The organism is Sphingopyxis sp. Root1497 (assembly GCF_001427085.1).
GTDB lineage: Bacteria > Pseudomonadota > Alphaproteobacteria > Sphingomonadales > Sphingomonadaceae > Sphingopyxis.
On record NZ_LMGF01000005.1, the window covers coordinates 833,694 to 849,755 of the forward strand.

Genomic DNA, 16,062 nt, shown 5'->3' on the forward strand with positions numbered 1-16,062 from the left:
CGGGCGGGCGGGCTGGTGATGGCGGCAATCGTCCTGGGTCTTGCGCTGACCCTTGCCCTCATCGCCGCGCTCGAACCGCCCGCGCCCCGTGCGTCCGCTCCCCAGATCTCCGGAGCGGACGCCCCCCCCTACTATGGCGACACGCTGCGTCGCTGCCGAACCGCCACCCAGACCGATCCCGAGTGCGAGGCGGCGTGGGAAGCGAGACGGCGCCATTTCTTCCGTTCTGGAAAGCCCGAGCAATGAACGACACCGGTGTTATCGACAATTTCCTGTCGGTCTTCTCGACCTATATCGACAGCGGCTTTGGGCTGCTCGGCGGCGAGGTGGGCTTCCTCTCCTCGACGCTGATCGTGATCGACGTGACGATAGCCGCGCTCTTCTGGGCGTGGGGTACTGACGAGGATGTGCTGCAGCGGCTCGTCAAGAAGACGCTCTATATCGGTGTCTTCGCCTTCATCATCGGCAACTTCCAGGCGCTGAGCGTCATCCTGCTTGAAAGCTTCGCGGGCCTCGGATTGAAGGCGAGCGGCGGGGCGATGGCGATCGGCGACTTCATGCGCCCGGGCATGATCGCTGCGACGGGGCTCGATGCCGCCGAACCCTTGCTCGATGCAACCGCCGATCTCGTCGGCCCGGTCGGGCTTTTCACCAACTTCGTCCAGATCCTGATCCTGCTGATCGCGTGGGTAATCGTGGTGCTCGCCTTCTTTATCCTCGCGGTGCAGGTGTTCGTCACGATCCTGGAATTCAAGCTCGTGACACTCGCGGGCTTCGTCCTGCTGCCGTTCGCCTTCTTCAACCGCACGGCCTTCATGGCCGAGCGTGTGCTCGGCCATGTCATCTCGTCGGGTATCAAGCTGCTTGTCCTCGCGGTCATCACCGGCATCGGCGTCACCCTGTTCGAGCGCTTCATGGAGGCCGGACTCGGCACCGAACCCGACATTCGGGAGGTGATGGCGATCGCACTCGGCGCGCTGACGCTGCTCGGTCTCGGCATCTTCGGTCCGAGCGTCGCCAACGGCATCGTTGCCGGCGGACCGCAGCTCGGTGCAGGCGCCGCCGCCGGAACCACGCTCGCCGCCGGTGCGACGATCGCCGCCGGCGCCGCAGGGGCCACGCTTGCAACAGGTGCCACCGCGTCGATGGCCGGGAAGGGAGCGGCGGGAGCTTCTCGGGCCGCCGGTGCTGCCTCGGCCTCCTATGCCCGCGGCGCTGCCGGCAAGTCGGGGATGCGGGCCTTCGGTTCGGGCATGGCCAATTTCGCGCGCGACGCTGCGAGCAGCGCTGGCTCGCCGCTGCGGCAGGCGGCCGCCAAGCTCCGCCAGAATTATGGCGAGGGGCAGGCCGGGAAAGCCGCGCCCGCAGCTGCCGGGGCGGAGACCTCCGGTCAGCCGGCCTGGGCGGCCGCGATGAAGCGGCGGCAGGCGATCACCTCTGGCGCCACGATCGGCGCACAGACCCTGAAGCAAGGCGACAGCCATGGCGCCGGTTCTGCCCCCGACATCAGCCAGAAGGATTGAGATCATGTTCAGACGACCCCAACAACATTATGGCAAGTCGCCCGAGCCGGTGACGCCCTACCAGCGTGCCGCCCAGATCTGGGACGACCGCATCGGCTCCGCGCGGATCCAGGCGAAGAACTGGCGGCTCGCCTTCTTCGGCTGCCTCGCGCTCTCGGGCGGGCTCGCCTCGGCGCTCGTCTGGCAGTCGCTGCGCGGCACGATCACCCCCTGGGTGGTCGAGGTCGACAAGCTCGGCGAGGCGAGGGCGGTCGCGCCGGCTGTCGCTGATTATGCGCCGACCGATCCGCAGGTCGCCTTCCACCTCGCGCGCTTTATCGAGCACATCCGCTCGATCCCCGCGGATCCCGTGGTGCTGCGTGCGAACTGGCTCAGCGCTTATGATTTTGCCGCTACTTCGGGGGCGCAGGCGCTCAACGACTATGCGCGGCACAACGACCCGTTCGCCGAAGTCGGTAAGCGGCAGGTCGCAGTCGACGTATCGAGCGTGATCCGCGCGTCGAAGGACAGCTTCCGCATCGCGTGGACCGAGCGCCGTTATCAGGACGGCGGCCTCATCGAGACCTCGCGCTGGTCGGCGATCGTGACGGTCACGATCGTGCCGCCGCGCACCCCCGAAGCCTTGCAGAAAAATCCCCTCGGTCTCCGGGTGACCGCGATCAATCTTTCGAAGGAGCTCAATCAATGATGAGGATTTCCCTGCTTGCGAGTGCTGCCCTGCTCGCCATTCCGCTTCATGCCGCACCCGGCGATCCGCGCGCTCAGATCGGCCGCGCCAATGACGCGGCGCGCGTGCAGCCCGAGCGCACGACCTTCCTCAATGCGATTCAGCAATATGCCTGGGGCGAAGGCGCGCTGTTCCAGGTTTATACGGCACCGGGGCAGGTGACCGACATCGCGCTGTAGGAAGGAGAGGAATTGGTCGGACCCGGTCCGGTCGCCGCAGGCGATACGGTTCGGTGGATCATCGGCGACACGCTGAGCGGCGAGGGCGCGACGCGGCGCGTTCATATCCTCGTGAAACCAACGCGGCCCGACATTGTTACAAATCTGATCATCAACACGAGCCGCCGAACTTACCACATTGAACTGCGCGCGACGCCTTCGACCTATATGGCCGCAGTCTCGTGGCGCTATCCGCAGGACGAGCTGATCGCGCTTCGCGCGGCCGAAGCCGAGCGTGTGAGGGCCGCGCCCGCCGCCAGCGGGATCAATCTGCCGTCGCTTAACTTCGCCTACCGGATCAGCGGCGACAAGGCGCCATGGCGCCCGGTGCGCGCGTTCGACGACGGCCGACAGCTCTTTGTTGAGTTCAGCCCTTCGATCGCGACCGGCGAGATGCCGCCGCTCTTTGCGGTCGGCGAGAAGGGCGTGGCCGAGCTTCTGAACTACCGTGTCGACGGCCGCTTCATGATCGTCGACCGGTTGTTCGTTCGCGGCGAGCTTCGCTTGGGCGCCGGAAAGGCGGCGAAGAAGGTCCGTATCGTTCGCGATGCGTCGGCTGCGCGGGTACGCCCGTGAGCCGGCCCGAGGACGCCGAAGGCGAGGCTCCGACCGCTGAAATGGCACCTGACGCGGCAGTGGTAGCGCCTGCGAGCCCCGACGGTTTTCGTCTTGAGGGCGAACTGCCTCGCGTCATGCGCCTTTCGCGCAAGACGCTTGCGGTGCTCGGCGGCACCGCCGGGATCGCAATCGGCGGCGCGCTTCTCTGGGCGCTGCGCCCGGTCGATCCGAAGGCGGCGCAGGAGCTCTACGAGGTTACGTCGCCGAACCGGTCCGAGGCCGTGACCGGGGCGCCCGCAGACTATGGCGCCGTCCCCAAGCTCGGGCCGCCGCTCCCCGGGGACCTCGGTCGGCCGATTGTGTCGGCGCAAAAGGCGGGCGAGCCTGTTCCCGTCCCGGCGATGGGGCCGCCAACGCCTGATCCCCGGCAAATCGCGCGGGAGCAGGCGAGGCAGCGCGCACTGCAGGAGCGCGAGGCGGCCGAGGGAAGCCGCCTGTTTCTGGGCGGCGGCAGCGCAGTGGCCGCCGCGCCCGGAATTCTTGATGCCCAGCCGGCAGCCGCAGATCCAGCCAAGGAGGCGGGTACGCCTACGGCGGCGCGCAAAGCCTTTCTCGCCGGCGGGCCGCAGCGCGCGTTCGAAAGCTCCGAGCGGATCGTCGCGCCGAGTTCGGCGGCCGTGGTTCAGGCTGGCACGGTTATCCCCGCCGCTCTGATCACGGGAATCCGGTCCGACCTCCCCGGCCAGATTACCGCGCAGGTCACGCAGAATGTTTACGATAGCCCGACTGGGCGGCTGCTCCTCATTCCACAAGGTGCGCGGCTTGTCGGCGAGTATGACAGCGACGTGGCGGCGGGCCAGCGCCGCATCCTGCTTGCATGGGATCGTCTCATTCTTCCGGGCGGCGGGTCAATCCGGCTCGATCGCCAGCCGGCGGGCGACGCCTCAGGTATGGCCGGTGCCGAGGACCGGGTGAACAATCACTGGGGCCGGATGCTTCGGGCAGCGTTGGTGTCATCGTTCCTCGGGATCGGAACGGAGCTTGCCGCGGACGGCGATGGTGACCTCGTCCGGGCCCTACGCTCGGGTTTGCAGGACAGCACCAACGAGGCCGGGCGTCGGATAGTCGAACGCGAACTTTCCGTTCCGCCGACGCTCACAGTGCGGCCGGGCTTCTCCTTGCGAGTGATCGTGACCCGAGATCTTATTCTCGAGGAACAGCTGGCGACGAGCCGGCGATGAGCAAGCTGCGCCTCGGTCCGGTCGTCGAGGAGCGGCCGGTCAAGCTGACTGTCGAGCTGCCAGGATCCCTCGTGCGCGATCTTGCGGACTATGCGGCCATCCACGCAAAATTGACCGGGTTGGCGACCCCGCTCGCGCCCGAAAAATTAATCGCGCCGATGGTGGAACGGTTCATCGGAAGTGATCGGGAGTTCAGCAAGCAACGTCGGAGGAAAGCATGAGCGGAGGAACGGACAGACTCGTACGCCTCCCGACGGTTATTTCGCGAACGGGACTGTCGCGATCGACGATCTACGAGAAAATCGCTGAAGGGACTTTCCCGAAGCAAATCCGTCTGAGCAAAAGCTCGGTCGGCTGGCGTGAATCGCAGCTTGATGAATGGATTGAGGACCCACCTTCTTACCGAGCCGACACCTGAGAATGGGTTGCCGCGCGCCTTCTCACCCGCGTGGATAGTTGATTGGATTGACGATAAGGCTCGGCCATTGCCAAGCCGCACTCAAACAGCGTCTCGGCACCCGCGCGACAAGCGCTGCCCGACTGTCTCCATACGGCGCATCATCCGGTATGCGCGGTGGCCGCAACTCTCGGATCTGCCCGAATGGTCGCCGCAACACTCCCCAGCAGAAATCAATCGCAGGCTGTCGCTGCCCACTCCTCGACGGTGTTCCGGCCGGAGCAATGCTGTGACCGCTCCGGCTCATTCTCATCGTTTGCATTGATCAGACGAGCGAGTGTTCTCTCATTCGAAACGGGGGTTGATCGAGACGAGTTTTTCCACGAAAATGGATGCGCTTCTGAATACGGTCGTTCGAATCTTTTCGCCTAATGAACGAAAGTGTGGGGGAAAGTGTGGGGGAATTAAGCCCTCTTGACGACCTAACCTATTGTTAAATTAGACGCTAATTTCTGCGTTCGATACAAGCCCTGCCACCATCCTCCCTCAGAATAGCTTCCCCGCCCCGCTTCGCGCGGACTGCGAGGCGTGATGCCTTTCGTTCGATGCGAATTTGAATGACATCGATATCAATTTTGATTATGCGCGGCCCATAACGGGAGAGAGCGATGGATTCGACACAGGGCAGCGCGTCGCCGCGAACGGCTTCCGGCGGCGCCGATCCGGGCCGGCTCGGGTTCGGCGTGTCGGGTCTCTATCTCGCGCTCTATGTCCATTATGGCTTTTTCGCCTTCCTGCCGTTGTGGTTGAAATCCACCGGTGCCTCGGCCGAGGAAATCGGCGTGCTGCTGGCGATCCCGATGATCCTGCGGCTGCTGACCGTCGCGCCCTTTGCGGCCTTCGTCGGGCGGCGCGGATGGGTGCGCAATGCGATCGCTTATACCTCGCTCGCCTCGGCGGCGATCATCCTGTTGCTGCTCGGCGAGCCCGATCATGCCGGGCGTATCGTCATCGTCATCGTCTTTTCGATCATGTGGGACCAGATTCCGGTCCTCACCGACGCCTATGCGGTGATGGCGGTGCGCAGCCGGTCGCTCGATTTCGGGCGATTGCGCGTCTGGGGATCGATCGCGGTGGTGGTGTCGAACGCCGCCGCCGGCTGGGCGATCAGTATGTTCGGCCTCAAGATGTTGCCGTTGATGGTCGCGACACTGCTGATCGCGCCGGCGATCGTCGCGGTCCTGCTGCCCGCGGACCGCAAGCTGGCCGCCGTCGATGCGGCGGTCGGCGGGCGCTGGCGCGACCTGATCGGCGACGGGGGCCTGATTCTCGCGATGGTCGCGGCGTCGCTGATCATGGGCAGCCACGGCGTCCTGACGAGCTTTGGTGCGATTCAGTGGGAAGCGCAGGGTATTTCGACGACGGTGATCGGCCTGTTGCAAGCGCTGGCGGTCGCGGCCGAGATCGGCGCCTTCTGGTTCGGCGCGAAGCTGCTCGGCAACCGCGACCCGCGCCTGCTGATCGTGGCGGGGGCGATTGCCGGCGCGCTGCGCTGGGCGATCATGGCGACCAGTCCGGGCCTGCCGGTTCTGGTCGTGGGGCAGCTTCTCAACGGCATCACCGCGACCGGGACGATCCTGGGGATCATGCTGGTGATCGCGCGCCGGGTACCCAGCCATCTTACCGCCACCGCACAGGGGATGAACGCGGTCCTGCTCGGCGCGGTTCTCGCGGTCGCCATGGTCGGGTCGGGGCTGCTGTGGAACCAGGGTCTGGCGGTCGCCTATCTGGCCATGTCGGTGCTCGCGCTGCTCGGCGCGCTCTGCGCCTGGCCGGGGCGCAGGGCCATCGACACCCACCCCAATCAGGACGCCATGTCCGTATCGGGAGCCGAATGATGAAGCGCCGCATAACGATCCTTCTCGCCGCACTGTTGACCAGCGCGATGCCGACTCCCGTCGCCGCGCAGGTCGCGCCCGCCGCTCTGCCGACGCTGGGCCTGCAGAACTGGCCGCTGCCCGACACATTGAGCCCCGAAGGCAAGGCGGCGGCCGCCGCCGCGGCGGCGCAGGCGATGCCCGATCCGCTGCCGCCGCTCCCCGACATCCGCGCTTTCATCGGTGCGATGCAGGCGAGCATGGGGGCCGCGCTTCAGAAGCGGTACGAGGTGAGGGTCGAGGAAGCGACGATCGCCGGGGTGCGGGTGCGCATTATCTATCCCAAGGGAGTGAGCGCGCTCGGCAAGGGGCCGGTGCTGCTCAACCTGCACGGCGGCGGTTTTGCGATCGATTCGGGATCGCTGACCGAGACGATCCCGATTGCCGCGCGCACGGGTCTGCCGGTCGTCGCGGTGCTCTATCGCCTGGCGCCCGAGAACCCCTATCCGGCAGCGCTCGACGATGCGCTAGCGGTGTATCAGGCGCTTGAGAAGGAGCGGGGCGCGAAGCAAATCGCCGTGTTCGGGACGTCGGCGGGCGCGGTCCTGTCGGGGCAACTCGTCGCGAAGCTCGCGAGCAGCGGCCGGCCGATGCCGGCGGCGCTCGGCTTTCTCTCGGGCAGCGCGGACCTGGGGGTGCGCGGCGATTCCGAAAGCTGGATGCCGGGCCCGGGGTTCGACTGGGTCGCGGCCTATGCGGGCACGACGGCGATGACCGACCCGATCCTGTCGCCGATCCGCGGCGACGTGTCGAAATTTCCGCCGACGCTGTTGCTCACCAGTTCGCGCGATTTCTTGCTGAGCCCGACAGCGATCTTCGCGCGGGCGCTGACCGAAAAGGGCGTCGACGCGCGGCTGGTGGTGTTCGACGGGCTGCCGCACGCCTTCTGGGCCTATATGGCGGCGCCCGAGAGCGATCAGGCGAACGAGCTGGTTGCGCGGTTTTTGAAGGATAGGCTCGACGTGCCGGCGAAATGATCAGCCACCGGCGGCGAGATGATCGCGGTAGCGGTCGCGCAGCGTCTTTTTGTCGATCTTGCCCGTCGCGGTGAGCGGGACGGTGTCGAACAGGATATCGTCGGGCATCCACCAGCGCACCACGCGGCTTTCGAGATGGGTGCGGATTTGCGCGGCGGTGACCCGCTCACCGTCGTGCGGCTCGATGACGAGCAACGGTCGTTCCTCCCACTTCGGATGATGCACGCCGACGACCGCGGCGATGCGGACGCCGGGACAGCCGACCGCGGCATTCTCCAGGTCGATCGAACTGATCCATTCGCCGCCCGATTTGATGACGTCCTTGGCGCGGTCGGTCAGGCGCAGGAAGCCGAAGCGGTCGATCGTGCCGATATCGCCGGTGTCGAACCAGCCGTCGGCATGGGCGGCGGGCAAGTCGGGATAATAGCGATCGACGACCCACGGCCCGCGCACCTGCAGCGCGCCGGCCTGCTCGCCGTCCCACGGCAGCGGCAGGCCGTCGTCGTCGATGATGCGCAGCTCGATGCCGAACTGCATCCGGCCCTGCCGCGTCAGGATGGTTTCGGTCGCATAGTCCTCGCCCTCGGCCGCCAGCAGCGGGGTCGGGGTCGAGATCACGCCGAGCGGGTTGGTCTCGGTCATGCCCCAGATCTGGAGCACGGTGACGCCATATGTTTCGCGGAAGGTCTCGGCCATCGCGCGCGGTACCGCCGATCCGCCGATGACGAGGCGCTTCAAATCGCCGACGCCCTGGCCGCTGGCCTCGAGATGCGCGAGATACATCGTCCAGATCGTCGGGACGCCGCCCGAGAAGGTCACGCCCTCGCCGGCGATCAGTTCGGCGAGGCTGGCGCCGTCCATCCGGTCGCATGGGAGCACGAGCTTGCAGCCGTTGATCGCGGCGGTGAAGGGCAGGCCCCAGGCGGTCGCATGATACATCGACGAACAGGGCATGATCGTATCGAAGGCGCTGAACCCGAAGGCGCTGCTCAGCCCCGCCGCCATCGCGTGCAACACGATCGAGCGATGGCTGTAGAGCACGCCCTTGGGATCGCCGGTGGTGCCCGAGGTATAGCAGAGAAAGGCCGCGGCCTTTTCGTCGAAGCGCGGCCAGTCGAAATCGCCATTCTCGGCGGCGATCAGATTTTCATAGGCGTCGGCCAGCAGCACGAAATGCTCGATGGCGGGAAGCAAAGGTTTCAGCCGGTCGACGAGGTCGACGAGATTCGCCTCGAAGAATAGTATGCGGCTGCCCGCATGGTTGATCGTGAAGGCGATCTGCTCGTCGCTGAGCCGCGGATTCGCCGTATGGAGCACCGCGCCGATGCCGGGGACGGCATAGAAAAGCTCGAGGTGCCGGTGGGTGTTCCACGCCAGCGACGAGACGCGGTCGCCCCCGGCGATGCCGAGCGTGCCGAGCATCTGTGCCGCCTGCCGAGACCGCCGCTCGCAGCCGGCCCAGTCGTAGCGCCACAAGGGTTCGTCGACGCACTTTGAGACGATCGCGCGCGCGCCGTGGGCGCGGGCGGCGTGGGTCAGGATCGCGCTGATCTGCAGCGGGGCATCCTGCATCAGGCCGGGCAACATCGTCATTTCTCTCCCGCAGCGCGTCACTTGCCGGAGGGCAGGAGCGCGTAGCCGTCGATAAAATCGGCTGTCACGCCGTTCGTCCAGCCAAAACCGATCTGCGCCTCATATTCGCCGCCGCTGCCGACGGTGGCGGCTTCGATGTCATATTTCTCGAACAGCAAGCCGGTGCGGGCGAAGGTCGCGCCGACTGTGTCGACCCAGCGGCTGGCGATGTCGAGCGCCAGCGCGTCATGGCCATAGCGTTTCAGCCCCGCCACGCCGATCCATTGCAGCGGCGCCCAGCCGTTCGGGCGGTCCCATTGCTCGCCGGTCTCGACGAGCGTCGTGCGCAGGCCGCCGGGCGCGAGAAGGTGGCTTGCGACCACGCGGGCGGTGCTGTCGGCTTGCTCCTGCGTCGCGGCACCGACGGCGAGCGGGGCGAGCGCGGCGGCGGTGAGCGGCGTGCGCAATGCGCCGCTGTCGATGTCATGGTCGGCGAAATAGCCGCCCTCGGCGTCCCACAAGTGGCGGTTCATCGCGTCGCGCCGCTGCTCCGCCAGTCGGGCGTAGCGACCGGCCTCGGCGTCCGGGCTCGCGGCGATCGCGGTTTCGAGACCGAACAGAAAGGCGTTGAGGTCGACCGGGGCGATCGCCGTCGTCCGGATCGACGCGAGCGTGCCGTCGCCCAGCCAGCGCGACGAGAAATCCCAGCCGCTTTCGGCCCCGGCGCGCAGGTCGCGGTAGACCTCTCCGGCAGGGCGGCCGCTTTTTGCGGCGGTCGCGACATCTTCGCGCCAGCTTTCGTCGCGCGGTGTGTCGCGCGGATCCCAATAGCGGTTGAGCAGCCGCCCGTCCGCCAGCCGCGCGCCGCGCGCCGCGCACCGACCGGGCGCCAGTTCGTCGGTGCCGGCCATCCACCAGCCATGTTCGCGCTTCATCGCCGACAATCGCCGCGCGGCGACGTCGGGACGGCGGTCGTCGAGCAGTTCGACCATCATGTGAAACAGCGGCGGCTGCGACCGGCCGAGATAATAGGTCCGCGTCCCGTTGGGGACATGGCCATGCGCCTCGATCAGGTCGGTCATCGCGTCGACGATGCCGTTGGCGAGTTCGAGCTCGCCGTCGCGGACGAGGCCGAGCATGGTAAAGAAGCTGTCCCAATAATAGATTTCGCGGAAGCGTCCGCCCGGTACGACGTGCCGGTGCTGGACGGGCAGTGCCGACCCGCCTGTGACAAGGTCATCGGGTGCGCGCGCCAGTTCTTTCCACATCGCGCCGATCCGCGCGCGGACGGGTTGGGCGGACGCCGTGCGTCCCGCGGTTTCGGTCGTCGCGGGCAGGTCGAAATTGTCCGCGATAAAGGCGCGCAGCGCGTCGTCGCCCGGCGCCAGGCCGGCGAAATCGCGCATGATCTCGGCGACTGGCCGCTTCGGCAGCGCGTCGACGAAGGTCTTGCCGTCGGGCAGGATCGCGCGCTCCTGCACCTTGGCGAGGAGCGGGCCGAACAGGTCGGCGGGACTGGGGTCGGGGCGCATGGGCGATCGGATCAAGGGTCAGCGGACCAGATGGCGGCTGAAGAAGGCGGCCTGCGCCGCGAGCGCGTCGTCGGTTTCGGGGCACTCCATATAAGCCCAGAAGGCATGGAGCATGCCCTCATAGACCATCAGGTCGGCATCGACCCCGGCCTTGCGCAGCGCGAGATGGAAGCGCACCGTTTGACTCAGCAACTGGTCGCGGGTGCTGGTCATCAACAGCGTCGGCGGCAGGCCCGACAGGTCGCCATAGAGCGGCGACAGCAAAGGGTCGGTGCGCTCGGTCCCGGCGCTGTAATCGGCCAACGTGTCGGGCGCGGTCCGTGCGCCCATGATCGACGGCAGAAAGGCTTCGCAATCGCTGACCAGCGCGAGGTCCGCCGACCCGGAAAAGACGCCCGCCGCCGCGGGCATCGGCAGGCCTTCGGCCTTGATCCGTGCCAGAAGCTGTCCCGTCAGAACGGCGCCGGCGGAGGTGCCGTAAATACCGATCGCGGTCGCCGGTCGCTGCGAGAGAGCGTCGGTGTAGACGGCGAGCGCATCGTCGACCGCGGCGGGGAAGGGGTGTTCGGGCGCCATGCGGTACATCACCGTGACGACCGATATCCCGGTCAGCCCGGCGATGGGGATCGTCTCGGTCTCCGACCCCGAATCGACCATGAAGCCGCCGCCGTGGAAGTTGATCAGCAGCCGCTGGTCCGCGGCCGCATCGCTTGCCCGGCGCCGGACGAGCTTGACCGGCACGCCCGCGATCTTGTCCTTGCTCACCTCGACGTCGAACCGCCTGGCGCGGCTCTTGTTCAGCGGCCTCAGATGATTGGCGGCGGCGGCGCGCACCGCCTTGCGCGTGATCGCGTTGCGCATCAGCGTCGCGGTCATCTCGGGTGCCGAGCCGGCCGCCAGCAACGGCGCCATGGTGGCGCGGGCTTCTTCGCTGACGGTCGGCGCGAAGGGTGGTTGCACGGGGCGGTCTGCCATCGGATCAGTTCCCGAACCGATAGCCGATCCGCACCCCGTACATGCGCGGTTCGCTATAGGTCAGCCCGACCATGCCCGACGATTGCGCATATTGGTCGAGCACCCCGACCGGCTTTGCCTCGTTGGTGAGGTTGTTGACGAAGAAGCTGAGGTCGATCGGCCGCCCGCCGACGTCCTTCAGCCCGATGCTGCCGTTGAGCAGGCCATAAGCGGGCAGGAAATTGTAGAAGCTGCTGTTGGTCTGCGCGGTCGAAACCTTGGTCTGACGCACATAATTGGCCGCGAGCACCAGGTCGCCCACGCTGCCGAGCGAGGTCTCGTACGAGCCGCCGACCGAGAATTTATGCTTGGGGGTGTAGGGGAAGGGCGCGCCGTTCAGGATCGCCCCCGCGCTCGCATCCGCCACTTCGGTGTAGCGTGCGTCGATGTAGGAATAGCTGCCGTTGAGCGTCAGCCCCTGCACCGGCATGACCGCGATGTTCAATTCGCCCCCCTGAATCTTGCCCTTCGCCGCGCTGCGGGTGACGTTGAGCAGCACGGTGCCCGCGGGCGTCTGCACCGCCTCCGCGGTGGTGCGCTGGATATTGTCGTAGATGCCGCGATAGGCAGCGACATTGGCGCGAACGTCGAAGTCGCCGAGCGAGAATTGCGATTTCAGCCCGACCTCGATGTCGGAGAGGCGTTCGGGTGCATAGGTGCGGAATGCCGACCCGATCGGCACCGGGCCGTTGACGCCGCCCGACTTATACGCGTCGCGCGCGGTGACATAGACATGGACGCCGGGTGTCACATCATAGTCGAGGGTCGCGGTGTAGCTCGGATAATCGCTGTCGACCGACCCCGAGACCGCCGGCGGGCCACCGATCGTCTGCGAGGTGAAGCTATGCTCCCAGGTGTAGCGCAGCCCGCCGGTGACGCTGAGTCCGGTCAGCGCGGGGGACAGCTTGCCGAGGTCGACGGTCGCCTGCCCGAAGACCGCCTCGCTCTTGTTCGTCTGGGTGAAGAAGCCCGAGATCGTCGGGACCAAAGTGCCGAGCGGGAAGAAGAAATATTGCTCGATCCCTGCTGGATCGCTCCAGCTCTGGCGATCGAGATAGCCGCCGATCGAGAAATCGACCGCATCGTCGAACAAAGTGCCCTGCAGCTGCAGTTCCTCGGTGAAGAAATTGGGTGCGACGGTCGGGATGCGCCCGCGCTGCCCGGCGATCGGGAAGGGCATCGCGTCATAATCATAGCCGTAGATCGTGCGCAGCTCCGAATAGCTGATGATGTTGCGCAGCTTGATGGTGTCGGTCAGCTGGACCGATACCTGGTTGATGACCTGCCAATATTTCGTCTCCGAGAATTGGTCGAGGTCATAGGAGACACGGCGCGGACCGCGCGCCTGCTGTTCGGCGACCGCGGTCAGCACGCCCGGATAGAAGGCCGCCACCGGCAGGAAGCCCAACCCCAGCGGCGTGGCGTCGAAACCCGCCGCCGGGTTGTACGCGCCGAGCACGGTGCCGCCGCCATTATTGTCCGAATGATAATAGCGCAGCATCGTATAGAGTTCGACATTGTCGGTCGGGCGCAGGGTCAGGCCGAAGCGGAAGCTTTCATAGGCGAGATTGTCGTAATCCTTGCCCGCGAAGAACGGGCCGACGTCCTTGGTATAGCCGTCGCGGCGGCCGACCTCGCCCGCGATGCGCAGCAGCACGCGGTCGGGAACGATCGGCGTGTTGAGCGCGCCCTCGATCCGGCGGTCGTCATAATTGCCGAGCTGGACGCGGACATAACCCTCGAACTCGTCCTGCGGCTTGACCGGTTCGAACAAGATGTTGCCGCCCGTCGCATTCTTGCCGAACAACGTACCCTGCGGCCCCGCGAGCACCTGGATGTTGGCGAGGTCGAAATAGGTGCCGACGCGGCCGTCGACGTTGACGCTGTTCGGGACCTCGGCGAAATAATTGACCACGCCGGGGGTCGAGCCGAACGCCGGCCCCTGGCCGCGCAGCGCAAAATAGGCGAACTCGCGCGGGTAGCCGCCGCTGATCGTGAACAGCGAAGGCGTGTTGTCGGCGAGCGAGGTGCGGTCGGTGACCCCTTTTTGCTCGAGCGCTTCGTCGGTAAAGGCGGTGACGGCGATCGGCACGTCCTGCAGCTTTTCTTCGCGGCGCCGCGCGGTGACGATGATGTCGTTGAGGCCGCGACCGTCTTCGGCCGACGTGTCCGGCTGGTCGGCGGGGGCCGCCTCGGTCTGCGCGAACACGGCGGCAGGCAGCAAGCTGGCGCTGCAAGCCAGTGCGACAAGAAAGGCGGAACGCATCGACATCATCTCTTCCCTCCCAAAGGATAGCCGGATTCATCCGGTCGAGACAGCGGATGAAGGAAAATGATATCGATGTCAATAGCGCTTGCTTCAAGCCGCCGGCGCGCTATCAATAGGGCAAGTCGATAGCTGATATCGATAACAGGATGAGGACGTCATGAGCGATATCGAGCAATTCGGCCCGTGGGTCAGCAAGGAAGCGCAAGCGCGGTTCGCCGCTTTCCTGACCGAATCCGCGACCCCGGCGGACCTGTCGGAAGCGCGTCCCTATTTTGCCGCCTATAATCAGCGCCTGCTCGACAAGGCGACGGCCAGATATGCCGTCGATATTGCCGAGCGCGAGATCGCCGGGGTGAAGGTTTATGACGTCGTGCCGTCGGGCGGCGCCTCCGAATCGCCGGTGCTGCTCTGCCTGCACGGCGGCGCGTTCATGTGGGGCGAGGGACCGGGGGCGCTGCTTGAGGCGGTGCCGATCGCGGCAGCATCGGGCATGCGCGTGCTCGCGATCGATTACCGCCTCGCGCCCGACCATGTCTATCCCGCCGCGGTCGACGATATCGTCGCGGTCTATCGCGCGGTGACCGAAACGGTCGATCCGGCGAGCATCGGCTTCTATGGCTGTTCGGCGGGCGCGGTGCTGACGACGCAGGCGGTGGCGCATTGTCTCGATCAGGGCCTGCCGCCTCCCGGCGCCATCGGGCTGTTCCATGGCGCGCCGGTCCCCTTTGCGGGCGATGCGGCGCTGGCGCAGGCCTTGTTCGATCCGCGCGTCCGCTCGGGTGCGATCCCGAAGATCGAAGACCTGCCATATTTCTCGGGCGCCGACCTTTCGGACCCGCTGGTGCTGGCGGCCGGGCACCCCGACCTGCTCGCGCATTTCCCGCCGAGCCTGCTGATCTCGGCGACGCGGGATTTTGCGGCGAGCGCGGTGTCGGTCATGCACCGCCGTCTGCTCGCGGCGGGCGTCGACGCCAGTTTCGTCCTGTTCGACGGCCTGTGGCACGCGCATCATATGGACGTCGACCTGCCCGAATCGGTCGAGACCTATAAGATCGTCGCCGGCTTCTTCCGCAAATATCTCGGCTGAGACGTCAGCGGCTCGTTTCGCGCGCGACGAGTTCGACGGGAAGCGCATGCGCGGTCGTGCCCGTATTTCCCTCGATCAGCGCGACGATCGCCGCGCCGAGGGTGCGGCCTGCGGCGGCGCCGTCCTGCCGGATCGAACTGATCGACGGGCGGTGGACGCTGGCGATCGGCGCATCGTCGAACCCGACGATCGCGACGTCGCCCGGCACCCTCGTGCCGTGCGCCAGCAGCGCGTCGCACGCGCCGGCGGCGATGAAGTCGCTCGCGGCGAAAATGGCGTCGAAGGCGGTTCCGTCGTCGAGCGCGCGGCGGACGACATCGGCCGCGCCTTCGGGGGTGAATGGGCAGGGCAGCGCACCGACCAGCCGCGCTTCGCTGGCCGCCAGCGCCTCGCGAAAGCCTTCGAGGCGGGCGGCGATCTCGGGATGCTGCATGTCGCCGAGGAACAGCAGGCGCGATGCGCCGCGTGCGACGAGATGCTCGGCGGCGAGCTTGCCGCCCATGCGGTTGTCGCTGCCCACGACCTTGATGCCGACGCCAGGCACCGGCTCGCCCCAGGCGACGATCGGCAGGTTCATCGCGGCGACCTCGGTCACCCGCTGCGCGCCTTCGCCCTGACCCAGCATCACCGCGCCGTCGGCGCCGACCGCGTTCGACGACAGGAAATGATCGTTCGTCGTCAGCAGGATCGAATAGCCCGCGGGCGTCAGCGCCTCGAGCAGCCCGCCGATGATCGCGAGGATCAGCGGATCGGTGTGCGACTGGTGGTCGGGATCGCGATGATCGATCACCACCGCGATCGTCCGCGTTTCGCGCGTCCGCAGGCTGCGCGCCGCGACGTTCATGCGATAGCCGACCTGCTTCGCCACCTCTGCAATGCGTTCGCGCACCTCGGGACGGACGAGGTCGCTGCCGCGCAGCGCGCGCGACACGGTGATCTTCGAGACACCGGCCAGCGCCGCGACCCTTTCCATGGTCGGTCGTTCGCCCTTGCCGATTCTGCTCATCGCT

At 66.7% G+C, this 16,062-nt stretch carries 14 protein-coding genes and 1 pseudogene; 10 read left to right on the plus strand and 5 right to left on the minus strand.

All coding sequences use genetic code 11. From position 1 onward, the window contains the following. The first annotated feature begins 18 nt into the window (after positions 1-18). The 9 genes and pseudogenes from trbK-alt to ASD67_RS18525 all read left to right on the plus strand — a co-directional run bounded on the left by trbK-alt (position 19) and on the right by ASD67_RS18525 (position 7,578). Positions 19-246 (plus strand): putative entry exclusion protein TrbK-alt, encoded by a 228-nt coding sequence (gene trbK-alt / locus ASD67_RS18490; protein WP_162248612.1) that lies wholly within the window; start codon positions 19-21, stop codon positions 244-246. After that, entirely contained in the window at positions 243-1,523 is a 1,281-nt protein-coding gene (trbL, locus tag ASD67_RS18495) for a P-type conjugative transfer protein TrbL (protein WP_056350359.1), read from the plus strand. The genes trbK-alt and trbL overlap by 4 nt, the downstream gene beginning before the upstream one ends. A 4-nt stretch (positions 1,524-1,527) precedes the next feature. Continuing rightward, a complete protein-coding gene (gene trbF, locus ASD67_RS18500; RefSeq protein ID WP_056350361.1) occupies positions 1,528-2,211 on the plus strand; it encodes a conjugal transfer protein TrbF in 684 nt (227 codons plus the stop codon). After that, positions 2,208-3,044, plus strand: a pseudogene (gene trbG, locus ASD67_RS18505) (P-type conjugative transfer protein TrbG). Before trbF ends, trbG begins: the two are co-directional and overlap by 4 nt. Before the next feature lie 41 nt (positions 3,045-3,085). Then, positions 3,086-4,267 (plus strand): TrbI/VirB10 family protein, encoded by a 1,182-nt coding sequence (locus tag ASD67_RS18510; protein WP_082545174.1) that lies wholly within the window; start codon positions 3,086-3,088, stop codon positions 4,265-4,267. After that, positions 4,264-4,488 carry a DUF2274 domain-containing protein gene (locus ASD67_RS18515; protein WP_056350365.1) on the plus strand — a complete coding sequence of 75 codons (225 nt, stop codon included), beginning with the start codon at positions 4,264-4,266 and terminating at the stop codon, positions 4,486-4,488. Before ASD67_RS18510 ends, ASD67_RS18515 begins: the two co-directional genes overlap by 4 nt. Continuing rightward, a complete protein-coding gene (locus ASD67_RS22755) occupies positions 4,485-4,685 on the plus strand; it encodes a helix-turn-helix transcriptional regulator (RefSeq protein WP_082545175.1) in 201 nt (66 codons plus the stop codon). The genes ASD67_RS18515 and ASD67_RS22755 overlap by 4 nt, the downstream gene beginning before the upstream one ends. A 647-nt stretch (positions 4,686-5,332) precedes the next feature. After that, entirely contained in the window at positions 5,333-6,562 is a 1,230-nt protein-coding gene (locus ASD67_RS18520; RefSeq protein WP_056350367.1) for an MFS transporter, read from the plus strand. Continuing rightward, positions 6,562-7,578 (plus strand): alpha/beta hydrolase, encoded by a 1,017-nt coding sequence (locus ASD67_RS18525; protein WP_056350369.1) that lies wholly within the window; start codon positions 6,562-6,564, stop codon positions 7,576-7,578. Before ASD67_RS18520 ends, ASD67_RS18525 begins: the two co-directional genes overlap by 1 nt. Here the strand turns inward: ASD67_RS18525 and ASD67_RS18530 are convergent, their stop codons facing one another. From ASD67_RS18530 to ASD67_RS18545, 4 genes are read right to left on the minus strand one after another with little or no spacing between them, the layout of a single operon-like run. Further along, positions 7,579-9,171, minus strand: a complete 1,593-nt coding sequence (locus tag ASD67_RS18530; protein ID WP_235535736.1) for a long-chain fatty acid--CoA ligase — start codon at positions 9,169-9,171, stop codon at positions 7,579-7,581. A 17-nt stretch (positions 9,172-9,188) separates the two neighbouring features. Then, positions 9,189-10,682 (minus strand): alpha,alpha-trehalase TreF, encoded by a 1,494-nt coding sequence (gene treF, locus ASD67_RS18535; protein ID WP_056350370.1) that lies wholly within the window; start codon positions 10,680-10,682, stop codon positions 9,189-9,191. 18 nt (positions 10,683-10,700) lie between these two features. Beyond that, complete coding sequence (locus ASD67_RS18540) at positions 10,701-11,657, minus strand: alpha/beta hydrolase (protein ID WP_056350373.1); 957 nt, start codon at positions 11,655-11,657, stop codon at positions 10,701-10,703. A gap of 4 nt (positions 11,658-11,661) precedes the next feature. Continuing rightward, positions 11,662-13,968, minus strand: coding sequence for a TonB-dependent receptor (locus ASD67_RS18545; protein WP_162248613.1), 2,307 nt, complete (start codon positions 13,966-13,968; stop codon positions 11,662-11,664). Between the two features lie 154 nt (positions 13,969-14,122). Here ASD67_RS18545 and ASD67_RS18550 point away from each other — a divergent pair, with 154 nt between their 5' ends. Continuing rightward, positions 14,123-15,052, plus strand: a complete 930-nt coding sequence (locus tag ASD67_RS18550) for an alpha/beta hydrolase fold domain-containing protein (protein ID WP_056350376.1) — start codon at positions 14,123-14,125, stop codon at positions 15,050-15,052. A 4-nt stretch (positions 15,053-15,056) separates the two neighbouring features. Here ASD67_RS18550 and ASD67_RS18555 read toward each other — a convergent pair whose 3' ends face one another. Further along, positions 15,057-16,058, minus strand: coding sequence for a LacI family DNA-binding transcriptional regulator (locus ASD67_RS18555; RefSeq protein ID WP_082545177.1), 1,002 nt, complete (start codon positions 16,056-16,058; stop codon positions 15,057-15,059). Between the last annotated feature and the right edge of the window lie 4 nt (positions 16,059-16,062).

Excerpts from the sequence above, each read along its gene's own strand:
- trbK-alt (WP_162248612.1), top strand. The coding sequence starts at position 19 with ATGGCGGCAATCGTCCTGGGTCTTGCGCTGACCCTTGCCCTCATCGCC.
- trbL (WP_056350359.1), top strand. The coding sequence starts at position 243 with ATGAACGACACCGGTGTTATCGACAATTTCCTGTCGGTCTTCTCGACC.
- trbF (WP_056350361.1), top strand. The coding sequence starts at position 1,528 with ATGTTCAGACGACCCCAACAACATTATGGCAAGTCGCCCGAGCCGGTG.
- ASD67_RS18510 (WP_082545174.1), top strand. The coding sequence starts at position 3,086 with ATGGCACCTGACGCGGCAGTGGTAGCGCCTGCGAGCCCCGACGGTTTT.
- ASD67_RS18515 (WP_056350365.1), top strand. The coding sequence starts at position 4,264 with ATGAGCAAGCTGCGCCTCGGTCCGGTCGTCGAGGAGCGGCCGGTCAAG.
- ASD67_RS22755 (WP_082545175.1), top strand. The coding sequence starts at position 4,485 with ATGAGCGGAGGAACGGACAGACTCGTACGCCTCCCGACGGTTATTTCG.
- ASD67_RS18520 (WP_056350367.1), top strand. The coding sequence starts at position 5,333 with ATGGATTCGACACAGGGCAGCGCGTCGCCGCGAACGGCTTCCGGCGGC.
- ASD67_RS18525 (WP_056350369.1), top strand. The coding sequence starts at position 6,562 with ATGAAGCGCCGCATAACGATCCTTCTCGCCGCACTGTTGACCAGCGCG.
- ASD67_RS18530 (WP_235535736.1), bottom strand. The coding sequence starts at position 9,171 with ATGACGATGTTGCCCGGCCTGATGCAGGATGCCCCGCTGCAGATCAGC.
- treF (WP_056350370.1), bottom strand. The coding sequence starts at position 10,682 with ATGCGCCCCGACCCCAGTCCCGCCGACCTGTTCGGCCCGCTCCTCGCC.
- ASD67_RS18540 (WP_056350373.1), bottom strand. The coding sequence starts at position 11,657 with ATGGCAGACCGCCCCGTGCAACCACCCTTCGCGCCGACCGTCAGCGAA.
- ASD67_RS18545 (WP_162248613.1), bottom strand. The coding sequence starts at position 13,968 with ATGTCGATGCGTTCCGCCTTTCTTGTCGCACTGGCTTGCAGCGCCAGC.
- ASD67_RS18550 (WP_056350376.1), top strand. The coding sequence starts at position 14,123 with ATGAGCGATATCGAGCAATTCGGCCCGTGGGTCAGCAAGGAAGCGCAA.
- ASD67_RS18555 (WP_082545177.1), bottom strand. The coding sequence starts at position 16,058 with ATGAGCAGAATCGGCAAGGGCGAACGACCGACCATGGAAAGGGTCGCG.